Origin of the sequence: Vibrio sp. 1751 (assembly GCF_033339895.1) — a bacterium.
GTDB lineage: Bacteria > Pseudomonadota > Gammaproteobacteria > Enterobacterales > Vibrionaceae > Vibrio > Vibrio alginolyticus.
In genome coordinates this window covers 88,453-111,250 of sequence record NZ_JAWOVM010000006.1, presented here as the reverse complement: position 1 = coordinate 111,250, position 22,798 = coordinate 88,453, and the positions used below count along the sequence as shown (strand labels likewise).

Sequence of the window (22,798 nt, the reverse complement as noted above, 5' to 3'; positions counted from 1 at the left end):
TAAGCGAACGTCAATCTCGAAGCATTACGTCCAATTGATCGACCAATTCGGCCCAATCTGCATCTTCTTCGATGGCTTGTTTTAGAAAGTTCGCCTGTGACATCGTCCAAAAGCTAGCTTCATGTAAAGGCGCAGAATCTCTTTTGTGTCGATGTTGATTAATAAAATCTTTCATTTCTTGAGGAGAGCTACCGAGGCCCAGTTGTTGAAATAGCTCAGCCATACCATGTTGATGCATTTCCATACTACTTTCTCCCTACGTTAGCTAAACATAATTATATAACTAAGACAGGAATAATGATGTGATGTTAACGGATGCGTGTCAAACATTTGGGTAGTTGTTCTACTTTTGGTTGACATGTGTTTTTTGATGGCGATAAGTTTAATTTTAGTTATCATTGATTTTAAACAATTAATTTTGGGGACTGCGCTTGAGTAATAAGATTCTGGTTGTTGAAGATAGTCGTGCGTTTAAAAACTTTCTTTGCCAAACAATAAGCCAAGCTGGTTATGAGGTCATCGCAGCAGAAAGCTACGCGGAGGCAAAGAACTTGTTATCTTCAGCACAGGACCTCTTCTGTGCGGTTTTAGACTATTGTTTACCGGATGCTCAAGATGGCGAGATTATTGACCTCGTTTTGGAACATGGTCATCGTGTCATTGTTTTAACGGCTCGATTTCAAGAAGACACTCGCGAAAAGATGCTCGCAAAAGGTGTCCTCGACTATATTTTGAAAGACAGCATGGCGTCCGTTTCCTATCTATTACCACTCCTCAAGCGACTAACCAACAATCAACAACACAAATGTTTAGTCGTTGATGATTCACACACCGTAAGAAGACACATTGCCCAACTTTTGGAGCATCAATATATTCAAACGTTGGAAGCTGACAATGGGCAAAAAGCCCTAGAGCTTGTCGAGCAAAATCCAGATATCACTCTCATTTTAACCGACCATGACATGCCCGTTAAAGATGGCATTACGATGGTGCGTGAATTACGTCGGAAGTGGGATAAAAATCAATTAGCCATTCTCGGCTTGTCGGGTAGTAACTCTAAGACAATGACGGCTAGGTTTCTAAAAGCAGGGGCCAATGACTTTTTATACAAGCCATTTAATCAAGAAGAATTTTTTTGCCGTATTCACCAACTGTTAGATATCAAAGACGCAACATCTGAACTGTTTAAAATGGCAAATCAAGATGCGCTAACGGGCTTATGGAACCGCCGCTTTCTGTTTGAGCAACCCCATGTAGAAAACGCTCAAAGAAACATCGCGATGCTTGATATCGATTTCTTTAAGCAAGTAAATGATACACACGGACATGAGGGTGGCGATGCTGTGTTAGTCATGATAGCGAATATTCTAAAAATCTATTTTCCAAATGATATTGTCGCTAGGCTTGGTGGCGAGGAGTTTTGTATTCAAGCCAGTGGCGACTATGACGGCTTTCTAACACGCTTAGAACAAATGAGACAGCGCATAGAAAAAACGCCAATAACTTATTTGGACAAAAACATTCTTGTGACCGCGAGTATTGGTGTAAGCAACATCGAGGGGGAGCTGGAACAACAAATAAAAGTGGCGGATGAGCGACTTTACATGGCCAAAGAGAACGGACGTAACCAAATCATTTCTTCGTCCTAATGACTATCAGTGTGGTCTTGCTCTGTAACATGAGAGAAAGAAACAACAAAACACGGTATTGGGCTCTTTCTCGGACATCTGAGCTTTGGTTAGCTGCCTAAAAATAAAGCTCAGCAGAACGCTGAGCTTTATCACTTTCTTAGTACGATTAACCAATACTAAGCAATTCTATCTTTTTCCCACGCCGCCAATTTCTCAGCACGCGCAGCCTCGCGCGCTTCACGTTTTTTACGCGCATCGCAGGGTTCTGGACAATTACACACTTTTTCGATGCCAACTGCCCCTAAGCCACCACAGCTACCTTTCACGACTTTCTTTTGGAAAATGTATCCGACAGCCATTGCAGTGATTACCGCGACAAACACAGCAAAGGTAATTAGAAATGTATTCATAAAAACATGCTCACTTCTGTTGTTATTTCTTCATGAATGGCTTGTATGCTTCCGAAGCCAACTCTTTAAAACCATCTTCCGTTTTCACAATCATGAAAACAGGAATATTATTTTCGTTCGCAATTGCCATGCCTTTGTCTTCACCTAGCACCATAAGACCAGTTGCAAGACCATCAGCAGTCATCGACGATTTATCTAATACCGTTACAGACACCACTTTATGATGAATTGGTTTGCCTGTTCGTGGATTAATAATATGAGAGTATCTCACACCATTACTCTCAAAGTAATTACGATAGTCACCACTTGTTGCAATTGCCATGTCGCCTGGTTCAATAATTTCTTGAATTGAACGTTCATCAACGGTTGGTTTTTCAATTGCGATACGCCAAGGCACACCTTCACGATTGACACCTTTGAGACGCATTTCACCGCCAACTTCGACCATAAAGTTCTGTACCCCTTCAGATTGAAGGTAGTCAGCAACCACGTCAACCCCCCAACCTTTCGCAATCGTCGATAGGTCGACGTACAAGTTAGGAAGGTCTTTGGACAGTGTATTACCATCAACAGATAGGTGGTGAATACCGGTATTTGCTTTGCGAGCAGCGAGTTCTTCATCGGTTGGAACTACATCTGGACGAGCTTCTGGACCAAACCCCCACAGGTTAACTAGAGGGCCGACCGTCACATCCAATGCACCTAAAGTAAGACCGTTAAGGCGAATTGCTTCTTTCACTACCGTTGCAGTTTGTGTCGAAACTGTAAATGGCTCGCTCGTTTGATGCTGATTAAAACGACTTAACTCTGAGTCGTCACGATAGGTCGACATTTGGTCATTAACCTCTTCCAATAAGCGATCAATTTCTGTCTGCATCGCTTTTGGCGTTGGAATACCATCTTGCTCGATATACTTGATGTTGTAAGAAGTCCCCATGGTAGGGCCACTTAAATGAATTTGATCGGCAGGCTGCTCACAGCCAGCCAAAATCAATAGAGAAGCAAATGCAACAAGCCACTTTTTCACTTGTTAACTCCCAATGTTGTTGAATTGATATGGGAAATAGGATCAATCCTTTCAATCCGATTACCTATATCAACTGTTGAGTATCAGTTTTATGTCTATAAAAAATAATGGCTAGCTCTCTTGGAGAGCTAGCCATAGATTCAATCACTTGGAGGAATTAACCACCGAAGTCATCTAGTAGGATGTTTTCATCCTCTACACCTAGATCTTTTAGCATGCCGATTACAGCAGCGTTCATCATAGGTGGACCACACATGTAGTATTCACAGTCTTCTGGCGCTTCGTGATCACGTAGGTAGTTCTCGTAAAGAACGTTGTGAATAAAGCCAGTGTAACCATCCCAGTTATCTTCTGGAAGTGGATCAGACAGTGCACAGTGCCATACGAAGTTGTCATTCTCAGCTTGTAGCATATCGAAGTCTTCTACGTAGAACATTTCACGCTTAGAACGTGCGCCGTACCAGAAAGACATCTTACGCTTAGAGTGCAGACGCTTAAGTTGGTCGAAGATGTGTGAGCGCATTGGAGCCATACCAGCACCACCACCAACGAATACCATTTCTGCATCTGTATCTTTCGCAAAGAACTCACCAAATGGACCAGAAATAGTACACTTGTCGCCTTCTTTTAGAGACCAGATGTACGAAGACATGATGCCTGGTGGTACGTCTGGGTTGTTCGGCGGCGGAGTTGCGATACGAACGTTAAGCATGATGATACCGTGCTCTTCTGGGTAGTTAGCCATAGAGTATGCACGAATGGTCTCTTCATTAACTTTAGACTCGTAACGGAAAAGGTTGAACTTCTCCCAGTCTTCACGGTATTCCTCAGGAATATCGTAGTCTGCGTATTTCACGTGGTGAGCAGGAGCTTCAATCTGGATGTAACCACCAGCACGGAAAGGTACTGATTCGCCATCTGGAATTTGTAGCTTAAGCTCTTTGATGAATGTCGCTTTGTTATCGTTAGAGATAACAGTACATTCCCACTTCTTAACGCCGAAGATTTCTTCAGGAAGCTCGATATCCATGTCAGTTTTCATTGCAACCTGACACGCTAGACGCTCACCTTCACGCGCTTCACCTTTAGTAATATGGTCAAGCTCGGTTGGTAGGATGTCGCCACCACCTGATTTAACTTTTACGCGACACTGACCACATGAGCCACCGCCACCACAAGCAGAAGATACGAATACGCCAGCACCTGCTAGAGCACTCAGTAGCTTACCACCTGGTTGTGTAACGATCGCCAGAGAAGGGTCATCGTTCACAGAAATTGTAATGTCACCTGTTGGTACAAGCTTAGACTTAGCGAAAAGAATCACTAGTACTAGTGCTAGTACGATCAGAGTAAACATCACTACACCAAGAATAATGTCCATTGACTATTCCTTAATTGTTGCGGTTTACCCGACTTACAGTTGAACACCAGAGAAAGACATAAAGCCTAACGCCATAAGACCTACAGTGATAAATGTGATACCAAGACCACGTAGACCTGGAGGTACGTCAGAGTACTTCATCTTCTCACGGATACCTGCAAGAGCAACGATTGCTAGCATCCAGCCCACACCAGAGCCGAAACCGTAAACGATCGATTCAGCAAAGTTGTAGTCACGTTGTACCATGAAAGATACACCACCGAAGATTGCACAGTTTACTGTGATCAGCGGTAGGAAGATGCCTAGCGCGTTGTACAAAGGTGGGAAGAAACGGTCTAGGACCATCTCTAGAATCTGTACAAGTGCTGCAATTACACCGATAAAGGTGATGAAGTTTAGGAAGCTAAGGTCCACGCCCTCAACTAACGCGTTCTCTCTCAGAACTAGGTTGTATACCAGGTTGTTCACAGGAACAGCGATAGTCAGAACTACCACAACTGCAACACCTAGGCCGAAAGAGGTCTTAACCTTCTTAGATACGGCAAGGAAAGTACACATACCTAGGAAGAAAGACAGAGCCATGTTTTCGATGAAAATCGATTTAACTAACAGACTAATGTAATGTTCCATGACGTCCTTACTCCTTCGCTTCTACTTGTTCTGGTTTCAGAATACGGATTACCCAGATAAGGAAGCCGATTAGGAAGAATGCTGATGGTGCTAGTAGCATTAGGCCGTTAGGCTGGTACCAACCACCGTTGCTCACTAGAGGTAGAACTTCTAGACCAAATAGTTTGCCTGAGCCAAATAGCTCACGGAAGAAACCTACAGTGATAAGAACGAAGCCGTAACCTAGACCGTTACCAATACCGTCAATAAGAGATGGTACTGGCGCAGACTTCATTGCGAATGCTTCAGCACGACCCATTACGATACAGTTAGTGATAATCAGACCAACGAATACAGATAGCTGTTTAGAGATATCGTATAGGTAAGCTTTTAGCACTTGGTCTACCACGATTACTAACGATGCGATGATTGCCATCTGAACGATGATACGCACACTGTTAGGAATGTGGTTACGGATCAATGAAACAGAGAAGTTAGACAACGCAGTTACAAATGTTACCGCTAGTGTCATTACAAAAGCTGTTTCTAGTTTAGTTGTTACTGCAAGAGCAGAACATACACCAAGAACTTGTAGCGCGATTGGGTTGTTATCCAACACTGGCGCTAGGATGCTCTTTTTAACGTTTTGTGCACTAGACATTAGTTAAGTTCTCCGTCACGAACTTTTGCTAGGAAAGGACCAAAGCCCATATCACCTAACCAGAAGTCAAATGTGTGTTGAACACCATTACTAGTGAGCGTCGCTCCTGATAGGCCATCAACACCGTGCTCAGAACCTTGCGGTGCGCCGCCTTTCACGACCTTAATCGCTGGCTGGTGATCTTCATTGTACAATTTCTTGCCAATGAATTGATCGCGCCATGAAGGGTTCTCTACTTCACCACCAAGTCCAGGAGTTTCACCTTGCTCGTAGTAAGTAATAGCAGACACAGTGTTACCATCAGTTTCAACGGCTACAAAGGCATACATCATCGACCATAGTCCTTTACCGTGCATAGGCAGGATAACTTTTTGGACTTCATCTTGATCTTTTACAAGGTACACCACTGCTGTATTCGCGCGACGACGGATATCAGCTACGTCTTCTTCTGGTGTCAATGCGATTGAACGTTCTGCATCTTTTGATGCTTCACGTTGATCGTACGTAGATGCATTACCCTCAGTAAAGTTACCTGTTTCAAGGTCTACTAGACGAGGTTCGATGTACTCAGCAAATAGCTCTGGTACTTTCTTACCGTTTGCGTCAATGCCTGCAACTTCAACGATCTTTGATTGCTTATCTAGGACAGCGTTAGCTTTTTGCTTATCACGCAGACCTACTGCTGCTGTTGATACGATGATTGAACAAACAAGGCTCAACCCGATAACAACACCCAGCGTCTTTTTAATGCTGTCGTTATTACTTGCCATAGCGTGCTAGTCTCCGCTTGATGTTCTTCTCAATCACTACATGGTCGAACAGAGGTGCGAATAGGTTCGCGAATAGAATCGCCAGCATCATACCTTCTGGGTACGCTGGGTTAACTACACGGATCATCACACACATTGCACCAATCAGGATGCCGTACCACCATTTACCTTTGCTAGTAAATGACGCTGATACTGGGTCCGTTGCCATGAAGAACATACCGAATGCAAAACCACCTAGAACTAGGTGCCAGTGCCATGGCATATTAAACATTGGATTAGTGTCAGAACCGATCACGTTAAACAGAGTCGATACTGCGATCATACCGATCATCACACCCGCAATGATGCGCCATGAAGCGATTCGCATGTAAACGATCATCGCTGCACCGATCATTAGAGCTAGAGTCGATACTTCACCAATTGAACCAGGGATGTTACCGATGAACGCGTCCATCCAAGTGATAGGAGCGCCAGTTACTGTGTTAACTAGAGCACCGTTACCGCCTTGAGCCCATTGGCTAAGAGCAGTAGCACCAGAGAAGCCGTCAGCTGCAGTCCATACTACGTCACCCGAAATTTGCGCTGGGTAAGCGAAGAATAGAAATGCACGACCTGCAAGTGCAGGGTTAAGGAAGTTACGACCTGTACCACCGAAGATCTCTTTTGCTACAACAACACCAAATGTGATACCTAGCGCCGCTTGCCATAGAGGTAGCGTTGGTGGAACGATAAGTGCGAATAAGATAGAAGTTACAAAGAAACCTTCGTTAACTTCGTGCTTACGCACCATACAGAACAACACTTCCCAGAAACCACCAACAATAAATACTGTTGCGTAGATTGGCAGGAAGTAAGTCGCACCTAGTAGCATCTTACTGCCAACACCCGCTTCCGCACCGATAGTGCCGCCAAGCATTTCTGTTAGCCAGTAGTGCCAGTTACCTGCGATAACTGTCGCTAGTTGGTCACCAGCGTACATGTGGTTAAGTGCTGCAATAGCTTGGCCACCTGCGTTGTACATACCCCAGAACATTGCTGGGAATACCGCAAACCAAACCATGATCATGATACGTTTTAGGTCAACGCTATCACGAACGTGCGAGCTTTTATTTGTTACGATACCTGGTGTGTAAAAAACTGTTGCTACAGCTTCGTACAGGGCAAACCATTTTTCGTGTTTGCCACCAGGCTCAAAATGATGCTCGATGTCTTCAAGAAACTTTTTAAGAGCCATGAAAATTACCCTTCCTTCTCGATAGTATCTAGGCATTCACGAAGTAACGTACCGTACTCGTACTTACCTGGACATACAAAGGTACACAATGCTAGATCTTCTTCATCCAGTTCAAGCGCACCCAGTGCTTGAGCACTGTCTGTGTCGCCGGCACATAGATCACGAAGCAGCAAAGTAGGCTCCATATCTAGAGGCATTACGCGTTCGTAGTTGCCAATTGGAACCATTGAACGATCACTACCATTGGTCGTCGTTGTCATATTGAACAACTGACCTTTGAATACGTGACCAAGGAAAGAGCGAGTTACCGAGAACTTATTCTTACCAGGCATTGCCCAGCCAAATAGTTCTTTTTCACGGCCTTCACGTAATACAGAAACCTGTTGATGGTAACGGCCAAGGTATGCGTGTGGACCAGTTGCATGTGTACCTGTTAGTACTGAACCAGAGATCACACGAACTTCGCCAGGCATCAGCTCGTTATCTGTTAGGTCATCTAAGCTTGCACCCATTACGGTACGAACTAGACGAGGGTTATTCACAACTGGGCCAGCTAGAGACACAACACGATCTGTGCATAGCTCACCAGTTAGGAACAGCTTACCGAACGCGATAACGTCTTGGTAGTTGATGCTCCATGCCACATTCTCTGCATTTACTGGGTATAGGAAATGCATGTGGGTGCCAGCAAGACCTGCTGGGTGAGGGCCATCGAAGACATGTTCTTCTACGTTAGACTGTGAAGAACGTGGCAAGCTAGTGCCAGATTTACATACGTAAACCTTGCCTTCTGTCAGGGCTGAAAGAATGTCTAGACCAGCAATGAATGCTTCTTGTTGCTCATTAATGATCAACTCAGGCTTAGCTGCTAGTGGATTAGTATCCATTGCAGTTACGAAAATAGCCTTAGTAGAAGACTCGATTGCAGGAACCTTGCTAAACGGACGAGTACGTAAAGCGGTCCATAAGCCAGAGTCAACCAACTGAGTCTTGATCACTTCACGATCTAGACCTGAAAGTTGAGCGGCTTCGAACTTATCAAATGTCACCTGCTCTTCACCTGCCACTTCAATCACTACAGATTGAAGGACACGTTTAGCGCCACGGTTAACTTCGATCACTTTACCGGCTGCTGGTGCAGTAAATTTCACGCCTGGGTTCTTTTTATCTTCAAAAAGAACTTGCGCTTTTTTCACTTCATCACCAACGCGGACATGCATGGTAGGTCGCATGCCAACGTACTCTTCGCCAAGCAAGGCGACTTTTTTGATGGTCTTACCATCATTAATCACCTGGGATGGAGTTCCTGCGATAGGAAGATCCAAGCCCTTCTTTATTGTAATCATACGCACTTGCACTACTTTTATCGGGAAAAAGATTCTTTTGATTGCGTAACTTTTAGACACGACATCAGTGTCCGGTTTTGATGTTGTTTTAAACATCAAAATCGCAACATCCTATTAAAAATCTCGTCACAAGGAATACGCGAGATTTATCAGGTGCCGTAGTCTAGCATTTTTTAGGAACTTGATGCCATGATCAATCATTAGAATAGAGGGGTTATTTCGGTAGAATCAGGTCTAAAAGGTCAAAGAATAGTCATAACTTTGACCCATCGCACAAATGCCATATTCCATACATATCTTATGGAAAAGTGATATTCATCGCCTGAAATATTCTGCAATTTCCATTCATTTGTTGAAACACTGTTAACACATTTTTTAACCAGAATTTGTGCCACGTTAACGTCCCTAAAGAATGTAAAACGAAAAAAGATGGCCTTAAGCCACCTTTCTCTGCACCTTTATATCTTGCGTTTTTAGTGACCGCCACCCATACACATCGGGCTATCAGGGGCGCCATCTTGTTCACGCTTCCACTCTTCATCAGTGTATGTATGAATAGCTAATGCATGAATGTGGTTATCCAGTTCATCTGCCAAAATTTGATGAACTTGACGATGGCGCCCAATCAAACGCTGTCCCGCGAACGAATCACTCACAACAATCACTTTGAAATGACTCTCTGAGCCTGGTGGCACATTATGCATGTAGCTCTCATTAATGACTTTGAGATAGCTGGGTTGCAGCTCACTGTGTAGTTTCTTCTCTATGATTTCTTGGATCATATTCGTTCCTCATTGATGCGAATTCCATAAGTATATACCTAAGTAAAGCAGACATGCATCACTCAAACGTCACTCTCATTATTGACGCACTTTGTAGACATATTGTCTCAAGGCGCTCGACTCCATGAACATGCCTAGAGAGCAGCCATCACTGAACTCGTAAAATTTGACAGCTTTTTGTATCTCGACACGTCATCATTTGCGACAATAACACTTAATTTCTAAATCAACTTACATTTAGCTATGAAAACCGAACTGAACCTTCACGAGCGAAGCTTAACACTTCATCGTTTCCCAAAACGAAGTAACGAAACGCTACAAGCGTGGGATGCCGGTGATGAGTATCTTATTAATCATGTTGAAGAGCTTGCTTTGCCAGACAATCAAAACATCCTCGTGATTAATGACAGCTTTGGTGCCCTCTCCTGCTGGTTTTCGGAAAAGCACCATGTAACGCTAATGAGTGATTCATTCATCTCACATAAAGGTGCACAGCAAAATCTCGAGCAAAACCAGTGCAATAAAGTAGCGTTTGCCACCACGATGGACCTCGTTCCTGCCAATATTGATCTCGTCTTGCTGCAACTGCCCAAAAGTAACCGCCATCTAGTGTGGATACTAAGCCAATTAAGAAAGGCGCTACCGGCTTCCTGCCCCGTCATTGCAGTCAATAAAGCGAAAGACATTCACACTTCGACGCTAAAACTGTTTGAAAAATACTTAGGCGAAACAAAAACATCTTTGGCCTGGAAAAAGCACAGATTGGTGTTTTCTCAAGCAACAGTTGAGCCTCCGATTGAAGTAATGCCTTTCACGACTTGGCGCGTTGATGGCGAAGATATCGAACTCAAGAACATGCCAAATGTCTATTCAGGAGAAAGTTTAGATTTAGGTGCACGCTTTATGCTGCAGCACCTGCCTCAAGACCCTTCGATAGACAATGTCATCGACCTCGGCTGCGGCAATGGTGTTCTGTCTGTTAAATTTGGTCAGTTGAATCCAAATGCTCGGCTAACATGTGTTGATGAAAGTTTTATGGCGCTTGAGTCGGCAAAACAGAACCTACGCGACAACCTTGGTGAAAATAGAGACATACAGTGCATAGCGAACAATTGCTTGGACGGCTTTAAACACAGCAGCAGCTCTATGGTTATGTGTAATCCACCGTTTCATCAACAACAGGCAATCACCGATCATATTGCTTGGCAAATGTTCTGCGATGCTAAACAAGTATTAAGTGAAAATGGCCGTTTACTGGTTATCGGAAATCGTCACCTCGGGTACGACGCAAAACTCAAACGTCTGTTTGGCGATAAAAATGTGAAACTTATCGCTTCCAACAATAAGTTTGTGATTTTACAGGCTACAAAAAATCCTGCTAAATTAAGCGCAAAATAAGCTTTAGCAAAATAGTTAAAAGGAATAATAAAATGAGAAAATTGGTACTTGCGGCTTCGGTTGCGTTGCTTGCTGCGTGTTCAGCCCCTCAACAACCTCAGCTGAACCTGATGCCAGAAAGCACATTGAGCACCAATCCAATTGTTCAAGGCAAGACTTACAGTTTGACCAGCAAAGATGTACGTGCAGCGCAGTACGTGGCGTTGGTGGATAACGGCCGTTCGAACATTCTTCCTCTTCATGCTAAACAGAATTTACGTATTGCGTTAGAAGAAGCATTAGAGAAGCAATTCTCATCTCAAGGTTTCCATGCGGATCTAAACAGCAACAACGCGATTGAATTGAGCGTTCAAGAAGCGTTGGTCAACGTGAAGCATTCGGTGATGGAAAATGAGATGGATGCTAAAGTTGTGCTGGAAATCACAGCAGAGACACCTGAGGGCAAGCTAGTCAAAACTTATACAGGTACAGCAAAGCGATCTGGCACATTGAGTGCTTCTGATGCCGATATTGAAGAGACATTGAATGATGTGGTGACATTGACGCTTAAAGAGATTGCCAATGACCCTGAGCTTCGTCAATACATGCAGGAGCGTTTCTAATGTTACGCAAAGCGATTCTGTCTTTAGCATTACTCAGCTGCAGCGTTTGGGCTGGGCCAAAAGTAGCGTTTGAAACGACCCTTGGTTCATTTACGGTTGAGTTAAACGAAGAGAAAGCACCTATCACTGTCGCTAATTTTCTGAAATATGTAGAAGATGGGAGCTACGAAGGTACTATTTTTCATCGTATTATCCCAGGCTTTATGGCGCAAGGTGGCGGCTTTAACCAAGATATGCAGATGGTGAAAACATACGCGCCAATCAAAAACGAAGGAAATAATGGTCTAAACAATGACCGTGCTACCATCGCCATGGCACGAACTAATGCACCAAACTCTGCAACTCGTCAGTTTTTCGTCAACTTAGTCGACAATGACTTTCTCAACTATGGCGCTCGACCACCAGGTTATGCTGTATTTGGTGAGGTTACTGAGGGGTTCGACGTTATCCAGAAAATGGCTCAGCAGCCGACCACGACAGTAGGCCGAATGCGTGATGTACCAGAGACGCAAATCGTCATCACCAAAGCTACACTACTTAAATAGCCAAAACGATAAGCCCTTTGAATAATCGAAGGGCTTTCTCTTTCAACGGCTTCATTTTATTGGATTGATTTATGTCTTCATTACCTTCCATCACTTGGTTGGAAACGGTAAAAAGTTACCTCGATAAACGACTCATGTGGGTTTTCATGCTAGGCTGCTCTAGCGGCTTTCCGTGGGTTCTTATCGGTTCAAACATGTCAGGTTGGCTAAAAGATGCCGGCTTGACCCTCTCCGCAATTGGCTATTTTGGTAGCGTTTTTGCGGTCTATGCGATCAACTTTCTGTGGGCACCTCTGGTTGACCGCGTGAAGCTGCCAGTCCTCTTTAGACTGCTGGGGCAAAGACGTAGCTGGATTTTCTTTTGTCAAAGTATCGTACTCGTCGCTACCCTATTTATTGCCGGTGTTAATCCAGCGGAAAACTTGGTGTTTGCGTCACTACTCGCCTTGTGCATTGCAACGGCTTCAGCGACACAAGACATCGCAATTGATGCTTTTCGTATTGATACTTTCCCAAAGTCAGAAGAGTCTAAACTGCCTCAAGCTTCTGCAATGGCGGTCATTGGCTGGTGGACAGGTTATTCACTACCGGGTTATTTAGCGTTTGTTAATGCTGACAGTGTCGGTTGGAATGGTGTGTACTACGGGATGGCGGTGATAGTCGGCATTCTAATGGTCTTTACGATTTTAGTCAGTGAACCGAAGACTCAACGCGAACAACTTCAGTCTGCCGCTGAACAACGCCACAAAGAAGTGGTTGGTTCAAAAGTCGTAGCTTGGTTTACCGTGACTGTTGTAGAACCTTTCCTTGATTTCTTTAATCGCAATGGCGTCCGTGTCGCGATTACTCTGTTGCTGTTCGTTTTCCTATTTAAAATTGGCGAAGCGTTTTTGGGCAGGATGTCGATCGCGTTCTATAAAGATATTGGTTTTAGCAATGAACAAATTGGCTATTACTCCAAACTGATCGGTTGGGGAGCCACCATCTTCTTTACTTTTGTCGGAAGCATGTTCAACGTTAGGTTTGGTATTGTACGTGGATTAATGATCGGCGGTATTGCTATGTCTGCCAGTAACTTGATGTTTGCTTGGATTGCTTCGGTAGGCCCAAACGAGCACTTGTACTTAGCCACGATTATTGTCGATAACTTTACGACTGCTTTCTCAACTGTCGCTTTTGTTTCATTTTTGACGATTCTAACCGGGCAAGCATTTTCGGCAACTCAGTATGCGTTGCTTGCCTCTCTAGGAAACTTCGGACGGACGACTCTTGCTTCTTTCAGTGGCGAGCTAGTGGATTATCTTAATGATTGGAGCACATTCTTCGTGCTTACCGCTGTCATGGTCGTGCCAAGCTTGATTATGTTGTACTCGCTACGACATTACTTTGATGCTCTATTGGAAAAAGCACGTCACAAACATTAACGAAACATATAAAAAACCACCGAATTCGGTGGTTTTTGTTTTGCGAGATATAAGATAAGAGGTCTATGGGTATAACCCTTTACCAAACATATTAAATATACGTGCCACGCCTTGAGTAAAGATCATCGGCTCAGTCAATACGGTTAAACACAAGCAGTCTTCTCCGGCCTTAGTGTAAGGGCTGTGCTTCACTGATGCGTCTCTAATCATCAAATCGCCTTCTTCATATTGGCCATCCTCGTCACTAAATCCACCATGTAGGATCAATGTAGACTCCAGGCCTTTGTGCGTATGTTGAGGAATTTGCACATCTTCCCCGATGTACATTAAGCTGACACGAGCGTCTTCCCCTAGGTCAATCTGAGCACTGAAAACCTTGCCTCCGTAACTTCTCCATGACCCTACGAGGTCAGAGAAACGCGCTAGAGTTTTAGGAAGAGCGAAACTTTTTCCTGCCACATTAACAGCAGCAGAGTCGCGGATCACGATATTATCAGTCGCTGGCTCCGCATTGATGATGTCATTAAACATGTCGTCAAATTCAGAAACATACTCAGAAGGTATGTCACTTACGATGTTCGCTTGACTTGCTTCGACTTGGTTCACATAAGCTCGGCACTTGGTGCATGTTTCTAAATGGGTTGCGACCACAAGACCAGAAACTGCATCAATGCTTCCCGAAGCGTATGCTTCTAACAAGCTGTTATCTGGGTGTTTGTTCATAGTTGCTCCGTATGCATTGAATGCCTTAGCTTTTCTACTGCAAGCCTCAGCCTGGATTTTACGGTACCGAGGGGTATATCAAATAATTCCGCGACCTGTTGATGAGGTAACTCTTCAAGATATACCGCTTGTAAAACATCTCTCTGGTTTTTCGGTAATATATCTAAAAACTTAACCACCTGTTCTTTCAACATATCTTGTTCTGGTGAATAGTGATCAACAAGATCAGGTGGATAATACTCTGACGGCCAAATGTCATCAGAATGAATGTGTAATTCCTTACCTTTCTGTTTTCTCAGCAGATCAAAACAAAGGTTTCGGATTATGGTATATATCCAAGTCGATAACGCGCTCTTTTCACCATCATAGAGGTGCGCTTTCTGCCAAACTGTCGCCATGGTCTCTTGCACCATCTCCATAGCAACTTGCTCATTACCAACATGTTTGTAAGCGAATTGCTTCAGCTTGGGTGCGTAAAAACGGAATACAAAAGCGAACGCATCTTTGTCTCGATCCTTCACTTTATCCATGTAATCGTTCCAATCACTGCGCCCCAGTTTTTTCGGGCTATCACTCATCATAATCGGCCTTAATTTGTGGGAGGAGTCTCCTCCTCCCATTCGTCCTAATCGGTCACGTCATCGACCAACAAGTTGAAACCACCGTTGTTCCCATCATCAATGGCAACGACTTGGTACACAACACCGTTCATTACATTGACTGGTGCTGAGTCAACCGCAACAATACTTGGGTTACCAGCCACTGTTACCGTTACATAATATGTACCTTCAGCGACATATAATCCTTGTACGCTATTTTTATACGCAAAATTAGCAATAGTTGGATCACTTCCATCTATTCCTGCACTCGTAGTGAGGTAAATATCCACCATTTCCGCTATAGGATTAGCCGCCGCGTGTGTCACATTCAATGTCGCGCTAGTCGCCACAGCGCGTCTCATATCTTCAACAACCAGAGCTTCGATATCAATCGCTGGGCTAACAACACCGACTGCATAAACACTGTAATCCATTCCACCTGCAACCATTAACCCGTCAACATCTATGATCGGATTGGTTGTTGTGCCATCCACGTAAACGTCAATATCGTAAGCGCCAGCAGCAAGATCCAAATAACCACGAATCTCTTTGAACGCTAAGTCGACAAGAGGAGCGAAGGCCGCCCCGTTAACGTTAACATCGACGACTGGCGCTCCATCGACAAGGTGTCCGACTCTTACTTCAGCTTGGCTGCCCATATCTTCAATTATAGAAGAGCCCGAACCGTCCAACACCAAGAGTTTGACAGGTGACGTGCTATTCGAATCTCCTGTGCCGATAGCGGCAATCGTCAAGTTGGAGTTAGCCGCAAGAGATACTTTGCCCGAGTCAAAAGCAACGCTGTCTCCTACGGCAAGTCGAACTTGATACTCACCAGCTGGGATGTTCAATACGTCGGTAGAAGCTTTGTAAGCAAGGTTAGTTATTGGAGTCGCGCTAGCAAGAGCAGCACCTGGCTCAGTGACATAAAGATCAACAGCAGGAACGCCTGAAGCTGCATGAACAACTTGAACATCTAAACTATTGGCATCAGCCATTGAATCGGCGCTGCGAGTCACAACTAAAGGCTCAACTGGGTTTGGCGAACCATCGGCATCGCCAACAACGAACACGTTATAATTGAGGTCGGAATCAAGATCTAGTTCTGTTTTAGGTATTACGGTCGCGGTTTCATTACCTGGGAGCTGAACATCGACCTGAATCGAATTCATCCCCTCTCGCAATTTAACGTAGCCAGATCCCACACCATAATCAACATTCGTTAATGATGGTTTATCGTTGATCCACACATTTGCGAGCGGCGCATCAGAAGACGCGTGCACTGCTTGTAAATTGGAATACTCGATAGTGTCACTGTCGGAGCCACACGCCGCCAGTCCTAATGTCGCAACAATAGTTAGCGCAGCTTTATTAAATCCTTTCATATCCTTGCCTCTTTGTTAGTCGGGGCTTCTATGGCTTCTGTCAGAAATTGCAACGCAGGAATACAGTCCTCTGCGCCGACTAGCTGTTCGAACAGATTGCAGTCTAGGGGTAGTAACTCAAGCCAACGCTGAGTAACCCAAGCAGAGTCATCGTAAAAACGATGCTGGTAGAGGCTTCCAAGTTGAGGAAACTCTTCATAAACATGGGATAACTGCTGGCTTAAAAAGAAGAAATCTGGTGAGTTGTCTAGATGTTGCCAATTGTCTAACCATTCAACCTCTGCATGACGTAAGCCATCCGCATCTGCACGGACGCGTTTGACAACAAAGCGTTGCTCACCAGCAACTGTAATACCAAGAAGGCCATCACTGAGTGTTTCAAAATCAACGATCCTGACCAAAGTTCCGATAGATGAAACGTTACCCACGTCTTTAGGGTCACCTTCACTTCCTACTAGGCAAACTCCAAAGCCCACATTTTGTAGGCTGCATTCCTTTACCATTCGCTTATATCGTGGCTCAAAAATGCGCAGATTCATTTTACCTTCAGGGAGTACAACTGAAGTGAGTGGGAATAACATGACTTCTTTCATTCAAACGTCCTCTTTGATTCACGGATACATACGAATCCCTTATCACTCCGATCACTAACGATTTATGTTGGTTAATCGACTGGCTTAAAAAGTCATAAAATCGCTTACGCAAACGATCCAAATCACATATTTATTGCAATCAAATGCAACAAACAAAAAGTTCCGTAAATAAAGATAATTTCGTGACACAACTCACCAAAAACGTTCAATTTTGCACCCTTTATCACTTTCATTTGGGATTTTTATCGCTATTATTCCCGCCAATTGGAAAGCGCAGCATAGATTGCGTGTTCTGAATCATTACAAACATAGAGAGTCCCCTTATGCGTAAATCACTTTTAGCTCTTAGCCTTCTAGCGGCTACTTCAGCTCCAGTTATGGCGGCAGATTACTCTGACGGCGATATCCACAAAAACGATTACAAGTGGATGCAGTTCAACTACATGTACTCAATTGATGAAATGCCACGAGTTAAAGGCGCTGACGACAACGCTCACGATTACCTAGAAATGGAATTTGGCGGTCGCTCTGGTATTTTCGACCTATACGGTTACGTAGACGTATTTAACCTAGCGACTAAAGATAACCAAGATAAGTCAATTGAGAACGGCGCTCCTGACAAGATGTTCATGAAATTTGCACCACGTATGTCTCTAGATGCCGTAACTGGTAAAGACCTATCTTTCGGTCCAGTTCAAGAGCTATACATTGCATCTCTAATGGAATGGGGCGGTAACAACGGTGGTGTAAACAACCAGAAAATCGGTTTAGGTTCTGATGTAATGGTTCCTTGGTTAGGTAAAATCGGCCTAAACCTGTACAGCACTTACGATGGCAACAACAAAGGTTGGAACGGTTTCCAAATCTCGACTAACTGGTTCAAACCATTCTACTTCTTCGACAATGGTTCATTCATTTCTTACCAAGGTTACATTGATTACCAATTCGGTATGGATGATGATGCTGGTAACAAATTTGGTACTACCGCGTCAAACGGTGGTGCAATGTTCAACGGCATTTACTGGCACTCAGATCGCTTCGCGGTTGGTTACGGCCTGAAAGCATACAAAGAAGTATATGGCGTAAAAGACGGTCTACAAGTCGCTCCAGGTGTTGAGCTAGAATCGACTGGTGTAAGCCACTACCTAGCTGTAACTTACAAGTTCTAATTGAACCACTAAGTTTGCTCAAAAATGGCGCCTTTCGGCGCCATTTTTATTTGCTTTCCTTTTTTCCCTCATTATCCTTGCAGCAAACCTTTTTAATGAGAGCGTTTGGTGAATATCCTTATCCTCGGTCCAGGTGCGGTGGGCTCACTCTGGGCAACAAAATTTAAGCTTGCCGGGCACAATGTTTCATTGTGGGGAAGAAGTTCTGAAAGCCAACAATCACTTCAGTTGGATGACACACCCGCAAACGTATTCAGTAATCAAGATATTTCCTCCGTAAATCAAGCGGACCTCATTTTGATCACGGTAAAAGCTTGGCAAGTGGAAGACGCCATTCAGCCTTTACTGCCTCATATCAATACAGACACGATTATCATGCTGATGCACAATGGTATGGGTACTGCCTCTGCCGTGGAGAAGGTTGTGCCAAACAATCCGATAGTGCTCGCAACAACGACGCACGGCGCATACAAACCAGATAACCAACACGTATTGCATACCGGTCACGGAACAACGCAAGCGGGTGGTTATAATGACAAAGGAATGCAGTGCACTTTTCTGCAAGATGTTATGCATAATGCCCTTCCAGAGGTCATTTGGAATCCACACATCCAATCTGCGTTATGGACTAAGTTAGCGATCAACTGCGCGATTAACCCACTGACTGCGATTCTCCAGTGTAAGAATGGTGAACTTGCGAAGCCCGAGTTTAAGATACAACTCGAAAGCATCACTCAAGAACTGGTTGAAGTAATGAGTAAAGAAGGTATTGCTATCGAGTTTCGCTCTCTTTTCGATACGGTAATGCAAGTGGTGAACGCCACAGCTGAGAACTATTCTTCAATGAGACAAGACGTATTCCATCAGCGTCGAACGGAAATTGATTTTATAACCGGATACTTGTTAAAGGCTGCCGAGAAACATCGCATCAATACGCCTGAGAATTTAAAACTTTACCAACGCATCAAACAAATAGAACAAAGCTGGACAGAACAATGAGTAAGAAAATCTTAGTGCCAATCGCTCCAGGCACCGAAGAAATGGAAGCCGTCACCGTTATCGACATGATGGTTCGCGCGGGTTATGACGTTACGGTAGCGAGTGCTGCTTTTGATGGCTCATTGACGATGAAAGCTTCTCGCGGAGTCACATTAACGGCAGATTGTAAGCTGGTCGATATCGCTGATGATGAGTTTGATGCCATAGCGCTTTCTGGTGGTGTTGGTGGTGCAGAAATTTTCCGTGATAGTACGGTGATGATAGAAATCCTTAAGCAGCACATCTACGAGGGAAAATTGGTCGCAGCTATCTGCGCAGCACCAGCGTTGGTATTGCAACACCATGATCTTTTCCCACAATCACTGATGACCTGTCACCCGAGCTTTCAGTCGCATATCCCGGAAGAGAAGTGGCGCAGTAAACGTGTGACCTTTGATATCAACCACAACCTGATCACTAGTCAAGGTCCGGGTACAGCTTTAGAGTTCGCGATGGAAGTAATCATTCAACTCTCAGGTAAAAAACACGCATGGTCAGTTGCTGAACCAATGATCCCTCTGCCTACTCTGCACTACCACAAGCTTGGTGAAGAATAATGTTTGACGTAAATGCTGTTCGCGAGCAATTTCCTGCTCTAAACCAATCCGTCAACGATACGCCCTTAGTGTATCTAGATAGCGCAGCGACAACGCAAAAACCGCAATGTGTGATTAATGTCATCAGTCATTACTACAGTGCGCAAAATGCCAATGTTCACCGTGGCAGCCATAGTTTAACGGCTAATGCCACCAGCCAATTTGAAGCGGCACGAGAACGAGTGGCAAGCTTTATTGGTTCAAACAGCTCTAAAGAGATCATTTGGACACGGGGCGCAACCGAAGCACTGAACTTAATTGCTCAAACCTACGCCCGTAGCACGTTACAACCAGGTGATGAGATCTTGATTAGCGAGATGGAGCACCACGCCAACATCGTGCCTTGGCAAATCGTGGCAGAGCAAACGGGTGCTAAAGTCATTAAAGTTCCGATGACATCAGATTGCCAGTTCGACATCAGTGCATTTGAGGCGCTTCTGTCTGACCGCTGTAAAATTGTTGCTTGCGCACAAATAACCAACGTAACAGGCACACCCCAACCTATCGAAAAAATCACTGAACTGGCGCACAACGTTGGCGCGGTTGTTGTAGTTGATGGCGCGCAAGGCATCGTACATGAGCAACTTGATTTATCGACATCAGATATCGATTTCTACGTTTTCTCAGGTCACAAACTTTATGCACCAGCAGGCATTGGGGTTTTATACGGCAAGCTTAAACTTTTGGAAGCCATGCCACCATGGCACGGCGGCGGTAAAATGGTTGAACGTGTTTCTTTCGAGAAAACGACGTTTTCTGCACTTCCTGGTAAATTTGAAGCGGGCACACCAAACGTTGCGGGCGCGATTGCTCTAGCGAAAGCCATTGAGTGGTACCAAGGTTTTAACCATCACGAAGTAGAGGATCATCTCCATGTGCTTCAGGATAAGGCCTACCAAGCACTAAGCGCTTTGGATGACATCCATATTCTAGGCTATCAACCGAATGCCTCTGTACTGACGTTCGTCATGGACGGCGTTCATCACCAAGACATGGCGACGCTGCTCGATCAACAAGGCATTGCGGTACGAGCAGGACACCACTGCGCTCACCCATTGATGGATGCGCTAAACGTTAAAGGCACGGTACGCGTTTCTTTTGGTATTTATAACACGGCTGAAGATGTGGATAGACTCATCGCCGCCGTAGAAAAAGCCGTCGACATGCTATAACGCCAACGGTTTGATTTGGAGTAACCAACAAGGTTACTCCATCTGCCTATCCAGAGTCGCCACGCAATTTCTGCCATTTCTTTTCGCAGCATAAAGCGCTTTATCTGCATGCGCATACAAACGTTTGGTGGTTTCATTTCTGCCTATTTCCACCACGCCTACACTCACCGTGACCGGAATTTCAATCTTTTCAAATTCGAACTGACAATTTTGAATGTGGGAACGTACTTCCTCTCCTACCTCTTTCGCCGCCGACATAGAAGTTTCAGGCAAAATAATCGCAAACTCCTCCCCTCCGACTCTTGCAAAAATTTCGTCTTTGACGAGTAAGTGAGAAACCAAATCAGCTAAGGTCTCTAAGACATAATCCCCCGCATCATGACCACGTTTATCATTGATGACTTTAAAAAAGTCCAAATCAAACAATAACAACGCGGAGTGATAGTTCGGCTCTTGAGCTTTAATGACCTCTTCTGTGAGCTTTTCGAAAAAGACACGTCGATTGTTGATGTTGGTAAGAGCATCAATTTGGCTTTGATGGCGAAGAAGGGTTTCAACTCGGTGGCGATTGGAGATGTTGCGTGTAAGAATAAGGACAACGCGACGACCTCGGTATTTTATAGCGAGTGGGCAGATCTTGCCTTCGTAGTATAGGTCGCCTCTTGGCCCACTGTTAGCATCTATTCCCTGAATGCTGTCGGCGCACATCTTGTACTCGATCGTCACAATACTGTCTTGTTTCAGTGATCGACTGATCTGCTCGATAAACCAGTCAGCTTTATCTTTCTCGAGTACGCTGTGCAGCGTCTCACCTATCAAATTACTTCCATCGTGATAGGCTTTTTTATCTGTTCCTCCAAAAACATCAATATAGATACCATCTTCACTCAGAATAAAAGTGGGGTCTGGCATTCCGGATAACACGTCTTGCGCATGTTCCAAGGTGAATTGCATATAGGGAGGTTCCTAGCATTTGTATCTAAGTAACCCAATCGCTTCCAAGTGTGTTTCCACATTGGGGAATAGGAGCGAATGGGGCATATGTCTATTATCTAATATAGACAAATTTTAAATACAATTGAGTTTATAAAAACCAAGTGGGCAATATAATGAACCAGGATCAATAGAATGGTTAATTAACGCTAAAATAGTCGACCATTTGCATACTTTTTATCCATATGCAAAAAATATCTCAACTCAGATACAAAAAACGCCAAACAGCCAGGCTATTCAGCGTTTTTTAAGAATTGGGAAAATGACTCGTTACACGGCGGTTTGCTTAATCTGCTCTACAATAGCTTTCAAGCCATTACCACGTGACGGGCTTAAATGGGAGACAAGCCCCAGCTGATCAAAATAAGCATCAATATCAAATGCTTGAATTTGATCGGCCGTTTTTCCGTCATAAGCCGCCATCACCAAGGCAATCAATCCACGGACGATACGCGCATCGGAGTCCGCACAAAAATGCCAAACGCCATCTTGCTCTTGGCTCACTAACCACACCAAGCTTTCACAACCCGAAACGGTAACTTGTTCTGATTTCAGCTCTTCTGGCATTTGTGGCAGCTTTTTACCCCACTGAATAACCTGACGGTAGCGATCTTCCCAGCCTTGAAATTGTTGCATAGTCGCTACAATATCTTCGCTGGTGATATCTGTACCAAATGGAGAAACGGGAAAATCTGTCATGATGCGCTCTT

General features: G+C 44.3%; 25 protein-coding genes. 9 read left to right on the top strand and 16 right to left on the bottom strand.

All coding sequences use genetic code 11. From position 1 onward, the window contains the following. Window positions 1-10: 10 nt before the first annotated feature. On the bottom strand, window positions 11-244 hold the full coding sequence (locus R7041_RS04330) for a DUF2789 domain-containing protein (protein ID WP_005380277.1): 234 nt from the start codon (window positions 242-244) through the stop codon (window positions 11-13). A gap of 187 nt (window positions 245-431) precedes the next feature. Here R7041_RS04330 and R7041_RS04325 point away from each other — a divergent pair, with 187 nt between their 5' ends. Continuing rightward, window positions 432-1,649 (top strand): response regulator, encoded by a 1,218-nt coding sequence (locus R7041_RS04325; protein ID WP_005391758.1) that lies wholly within the window; start codon window positions 432-434, stop codon window positions 1,647-1,649. Window positions 1,650-1,807: 158 nt separating this feature from the next. Here the strand turns inward: R7041_RS04325 and nqrM are convergent, their stop codons facing one another. The 9 genes from nqrM to bolA form a co-directional block, all read right to left on the bottom strand. Next, window positions 1,808-2,041, bottom strand: a complete 234-nt coding sequence (gene nqrM, locus R7041_RS04320) for a (Na+)-NQR maturation NqrM (RefSeq protein ID WP_005380273.1) — start codon at window positions 2,039-2,041, stop codon at window positions 1,808-1,810. Window positions 2,042-2,063: 22 nt separating this feature from the next. Then, window positions 2,064-3,068 (bottom strand): FAD:protein FMN transferase, encoded by a 1,005-nt coding sequence (locus R7041_RS04315; RefSeq protein WP_005380272.1) that lies wholly within the window; start codon window positions 3,066-3,068, stop codon window positions 2,064-2,066. Between the two features lie 157 nt (window positions 3,069-3,225). Further along, window positions 3,226-4,449 (bottom strand): NADH:ubiquinone reductase (Na(+)-transporting) subunit F, encoded by a 1,224-nt coding sequence (gene nqrF, locus R7041_RS04310; protein ID WP_005380271.1) that lies wholly within the window; start codon window positions 4,447-4,449, stop codon window positions 3,226-3,228. Between the two features lie 33 nt (window positions 4,450-4,482). Continuing rightward, window positions 4,483-5,079 (bottom strand): NADH:ubiquinone reductase (Na(+)-transporting) subunit E, encoded by a 597-nt coding sequence (nqrE, locus tag R7041_RS04305; RefSeq protein ID WP_005380270.1) that lies wholly within the window; start codon window positions 5,077-5,079, stop codon window positions 4,483-4,485. A 7-nt stretch (window positions 5,080-5,086) separates the two neighbouring features. Next, window positions 5,087-5,719: an NADH:ubiquinone reductase (Na(+)-transporting) subunit D gene (locus R7041_RS04300; RefSeq protein WP_005380269.1), complete on the bottom strand. Its 633-nt coding sequence runs from the start codon at window positions 5,717-5,719 to the stop codon at window positions 5,087-5,089. After that, the gene (locus R7041_RS04295; RefSeq protein WP_005380267.1) at window positions 5,719-6,489 is read right to left on the bottom strand and encodes a Na(+)-translocating NADH-quinone reductase subunit C; all 771 of its coding nucleotides are present in this window, start codon (window positions 6,487-6,489) and stop codon (window positions 5,719-5,721) included. The genes R7041_RS04300 and R7041_RS04295 overlap by 1 nt, the downstream gene beginning before the upstream one ends. Beyond that, a complete protein-coding gene (locus R7041_RS04290; protein ID WP_005380265.1) occupies window positions 6,479-7,723 on the bottom strand; it encodes an NADH:ubiquinone reductase (Na(+)-transporting) subunit B in 1,245 nt (414 codons plus the stop codon). Before R7041_RS04290 ends, R7041_RS04295 begins: the two co-directional genes overlap by 11 nt. 5 nt (window positions 7,724-7,728) lie before the next feature. After that, on the bottom strand, window positions 7,729-9,069 hold the full coding sequence (locus R7041_RS04285) for a Na(+)-translocating NADH-quinone reductase subunit A (RefSeq protein WP_005380264.1): 1,341 nt from the start codon (window positions 9,067-9,069) through the stop codon (window positions 7,729-7,731). Window positions 9,070-9,542: 473 nt separating this feature from the next. Further along, window positions 9,543-9,851: a transcriptional regulator BolA gene (gene bolA / locus R7041_RS04280; RefSeq protein WP_005380262.1), complete on the bottom strand. Its 309-nt coding sequence runs from the start codon at window positions 9,849-9,851 to the stop codon at window positions 9,543-9,545. Between the two features lie 243 nt (window positions 9,852-10,094). Here bolA and R7041_RS04275 point away from each other — a divergent pair, with 243 nt between their 5' ends. The 4 genes from R7041_RS04275 (at window position 10,095) to R7041_RS04260 (ending at window position 13,820) form a co-directional block, all read left to right on the top strand. Then, window positions 10,095-11,249, top strand: coding sequence for a methyltransferase (locus tag R7041_RS04275; RefSeq protein WP_005385302.1), 1,155 nt, complete (start codon window positions 10,095-10,097; stop codon window positions 11,247-11,249). 32 nt (window positions 11,250-11,281) lie between these two features. Beyond that, complete coding sequence (locus R7041_RS04270) at window positions 11,282-11,851, top strand: YajG family lipoprotein (RefSeq protein WP_005380259.1); 570 nt, start codon at window positions 11,282-11,284, stop codon at window positions 11,849-11,851. Then, window positions 11,851-12,396, top strand: a complete 546-nt coding sequence (locus R7041_RS04265; RefSeq protein WP_005380258.1) for a peptidylprolyl isomerase — start codon at window positions 11,851-11,853, stop codon at window positions 12,394-12,396. Before R7041_RS04270 ends, R7041_RS04265 begins: the two co-directional genes overlap by 1 nt. A 71-nt stretch (window positions 12,397-12,467) precedes the next feature. Continuing rightward, the gene (locus R7041_RS04260) at window positions 12,468-13,820 is read left to right on the top strand and encodes an AmpG family muropeptide MFS transporter (RefSeq protein WP_132936897.1); all 1,353 of its coding nucleotides are present in this window, start codon (window positions 12,468-12,470) and stop codon (window positions 13,818-13,820) included. 63 nt (window positions 13,821-13,883) lie between these two features. Here the strand turns inward: R7041_RS04260 and R7041_RS04255 are convergent, their stop codons facing one another. From R7041_RS04255 to R7041_RS04240, 4 genes are read right to left on the bottom strand one after another with little or no spacing between them, the layout of a single operon-like run. Beyond that, a complete protein-coding gene (locus R7041_RS04255) occupies window positions 13,884-14,543 on the bottom strand; it encodes a ChrR family anti-sigma-E factor (RefSeq protein ID WP_005380256.1) in 660 nt (219 codons plus the stop codon). Next, window positions 14,540-15,124 carry an RNA polymerase sigma factor gene (locus R7041_RS04250; protein ID WP_017636022.1) on the bottom strand — a complete coding sequence of 195 codons (585 nt, stop codon included), beginning with the start codon at window positions 15,122-15,124 and terminating at the stop codon, window positions 14,540-14,542. The genes R7041_RS04255 and R7041_RS04250 overlap by 4 nt, the downstream gene beginning before the upstream one ends. A 44-nt stretch (window positions 15,125-15,168) precedes the next feature. Continuing rightward, window positions 15,169-16,527, bottom strand: a complete 1,359-nt coding sequence (locus R7041_RS04245) for a DUF4397 domain-containing protein (RefSeq protein ID WP_206949381.1) — start codon at window positions 16,525-16,527, stop codon at window positions 15,169-15,171. Next, window positions 16,524-17,120: an LON peptidase substrate-binding domain-containing protein gene (locus tag R7041_RS04240; RefSeq protein WP_017636020.1), complete on the bottom strand. Its 597-nt coding sequence runs from the start codon at window positions 17,118-17,120 to the stop codon at window positions 16,524-16,526. The genes R7041_RS04245 and R7041_RS04240 overlap by 4 nt, the downstream gene beginning before the upstream one ends. Window positions 17,121-17,443: 323 nt before the next feature. Between R7041_RS04240 and R7041_RS04235 the strand changes: the two genes are divergently transcribed. From R7041_RS04235 to csdA, 4 genes are all read left to right on the top strand, one after another. Continuing rightward, the gene (locus R7041_RS04235; RefSeq protein ID WP_005391741.1) at window positions 17,444-18,289 is read left to right on the top strand and encodes an outer membrane protein OmpK; all 846 of its coding nucleotides are present in this window, start codon (window positions 17,444-17,446) and stop codon (window positions 18,287-18,289) included. 108 nt (window positions 18,290-18,397) lie between these two features. Then, window positions 18,398-19,288 carry a 2-dehydropantoate 2-reductase gene (panE, locus tag R7041_RS04230; RefSeq protein WP_206949382.1) on the top strand — a complete coding sequence of 297 codons (891 nt, stop codon included), beginning with the start codon at window positions 18,398-18,400 and terminating at the stop codon, window positions 19,286-19,288. Continuing rightward, on the top strand, window positions 19,285-19,884 hold the full coding sequence (locus tag R7041_RS04225; protein ID WP_006742560.1) for a DJ-1 family glyoxalase III: 600 nt from the start codon (window positions 19,285-19,287) through the stop codon (window positions 19,882-19,884). Before panE ends, R7041_RS04225 begins: the two co-directional genes overlap by 4 nt. After that, the gene (gene csdA / locus R7041_RS04220; protein WP_206949384.1) at window positions 19,884-21,095 is read left to right on the top strand and encodes a cysteine desulfurase CsdA; all 1,212 of its coding nucleotides are present in this window, start codon (window positions 19,884-19,886) and stop codon (window positions 21,093-21,095) included. Before R7041_RS04225 ends, csdA begins: the two co-directional genes overlap by 1 nt. A 33-nt stretch (window positions 21,096-21,128) precedes the next feature. Here csdA and R7041_RS04215 read toward each other — a convergent pair whose 3' ends face one another. Further along, window positions 21,129-22,049: a GGDEF domain-containing protein gene (locus R7041_RS04215; protein WP_206949386.1), complete on the bottom strand. Its 921-nt coding sequence runs from the start codon at window positions 22,047-22,049 to the stop codon at window positions 21,129-21,131. Between the two features lie 309 nt (window positions 22,050-22,358). Beyond that, window positions 22,359-22,787 (bottom strand): cysteine desulfurase sulfur acceptor subunit CsdE, encoded by a 429-nt coding sequence (gene csdE / locus R7041_RS04210; protein ID WP_017636016.1) that lies wholly within the window; start codon window positions 22,785-22,787, stop codon window positions 22,359-22,361. Window positions 22,788-22,798: the final 11 nt, after the last annotated feature.

Bases quoted from the DNA above. Each gene is read 5' to 3' on its own strand.
- R7041_RS04330 (WP_005380277.1), bottom strand. From the start codon at position 244: ATGGAAATGCATCAACATGGTATGGCTGAGCTATTTCAACAACTGGGC.
- nqrM (WP_005380273.1), bottom strand. From the start codon at position 2,041: ATGAATACATTTCTAATTACCTTTGCTGTGTTTGTCGCGGTAATCACT.
- nqrF (WP_005380271.1), bottom strand. From the start codon at position 4,449: ATGGACATTATTCTTGGTGTAGTGATGTTTACTCTGATCGTACTAGCA.
- nqrE (WP_005380270.1), bottom strand. From the start codon at position 5,079: ATGGAACATTACATTAGTCTGTTAGTTAAATCGATTTTCATCGAAAAC.
- R7041_RS04300 (WP_005380269.1), bottom strand. From the start codon at position 5,719: ATGTCTAGTGCACAAAACGTTAAAAAGAGCATCCTAGCGCCAGTGTTG.
- R7041_RS04295 (WP_005380267.1), bottom strand. From the start codon at position 6,489: ATGGCAAGTAATAACGACAGCATTAAAAAGACGCTGGGTGTTGTTATC.
- R7041_RS04290 (WP_005380265.1), bottom strand. From the start codon at position 7,723: ATGGCTCTTAAAAAGTTTCTTGAAGACATCGAGCATCATTTTGAGCCT.
- R7041_RS04285 (WP_005380264.1), bottom strand. From the start codon at position 9,069: ATGATTACAATAAAGAAGGGCTTGGATCTTCCTATCGCAGGAACTCCA.
- bolA (WP_005380262.1), bottom strand. From the start codon at position 9,851: ATGATCCAAGAAATCATAGAGAAGAAACTACACAGTGAGCTGCAACCC.
- R7041_RS04275 (WP_005385302.1), top strand. From the start codon at position 10,095: ATGAAAACCGAACTGAACCTTCACGAGCGAAGCTTAACACTTCATCGT.
- R7041_RS04270 (WP_005380259.1), top strand. From the start codon at position 11,282: ATGAGAAAATTGGTACTTGCGGCTTCGGTTGCGTTGCTTGCTGCGTGT.
- R7041_RS04265 (WP_005380258.1), top strand. From the start codon at position 11,851: ATGTTACGCAAAGCGATTCTGTCTTTAGCATTACTCAGCTGCAGCGTT.
- R7041_RS04260 (WP_132936897.1), top strand. From the start codon at position 12,468: ATGTCTTCATTACCTTCCATCACTTGGTTGGAAACGGTAAAAAGTTAC.
- R7041_RS04255 (WP_005380256.1), bottom strand. From the start codon at position 14,543: ATGAACAAACACCCAGATAACAGCTTGTTAGAAGCATACGCTTCGGGA.
- R7041_RS04250 (WP_017636022.1), bottom strand. From the start codon at position 15,124: ATGATGAGTGATAGCCCGAAAAAACTGGGGCGCAGTGATTGGAACGAT.
- R7041_RS04245 (WP_206949381.1), bottom strand. From the start codon at position 16,527: ATGAAAGGATTTAATAAAGCTGCGCTAACTATTGTTGCGACATTAGGA.
- R7041_RS04240 (WP_017636020.1), bottom strand. From the start codon at position 17,120: ATGAAAGAAGTCATGTTATTCCCACTCACTTCAGTTGTACTCCCTGAA.
- R7041_RS04235 (WP_005391741.1), top strand. From the start codon at position 17,444: ATGCGTAAATCACTTTTAGCTCTTAGCCTTCTAGCGGCTACTTCAGCT.
- R7041_RS04225 (WP_006742560.1), top strand. From the start codon at position 19,285: ATGAGTAAGAAAATCTTAGTGCCAATCGCTCCAGGCACCGAAGAAATG.
- csdA (WP_206949384.1), top strand. From the start codon at position 19,884: ATGTTTGACGTAAATGCTGTTCGCGAGCAATTTCCTGCTCTAAACCAA.
- R7041_RS04215 (WP_206949386.1), bottom strand. From the start codon at position 22,049: ATGCAATTCACCTTGGAACATGCGCAAGACGTGTTATCCGGAATGCCA.
- csdE (WP_017636016.1), bottom strand. From the start codon at position 22,787: ATGACAGATTTTCCCGTTTCTCCATTTGGTACAGATATCACCAGCGAA.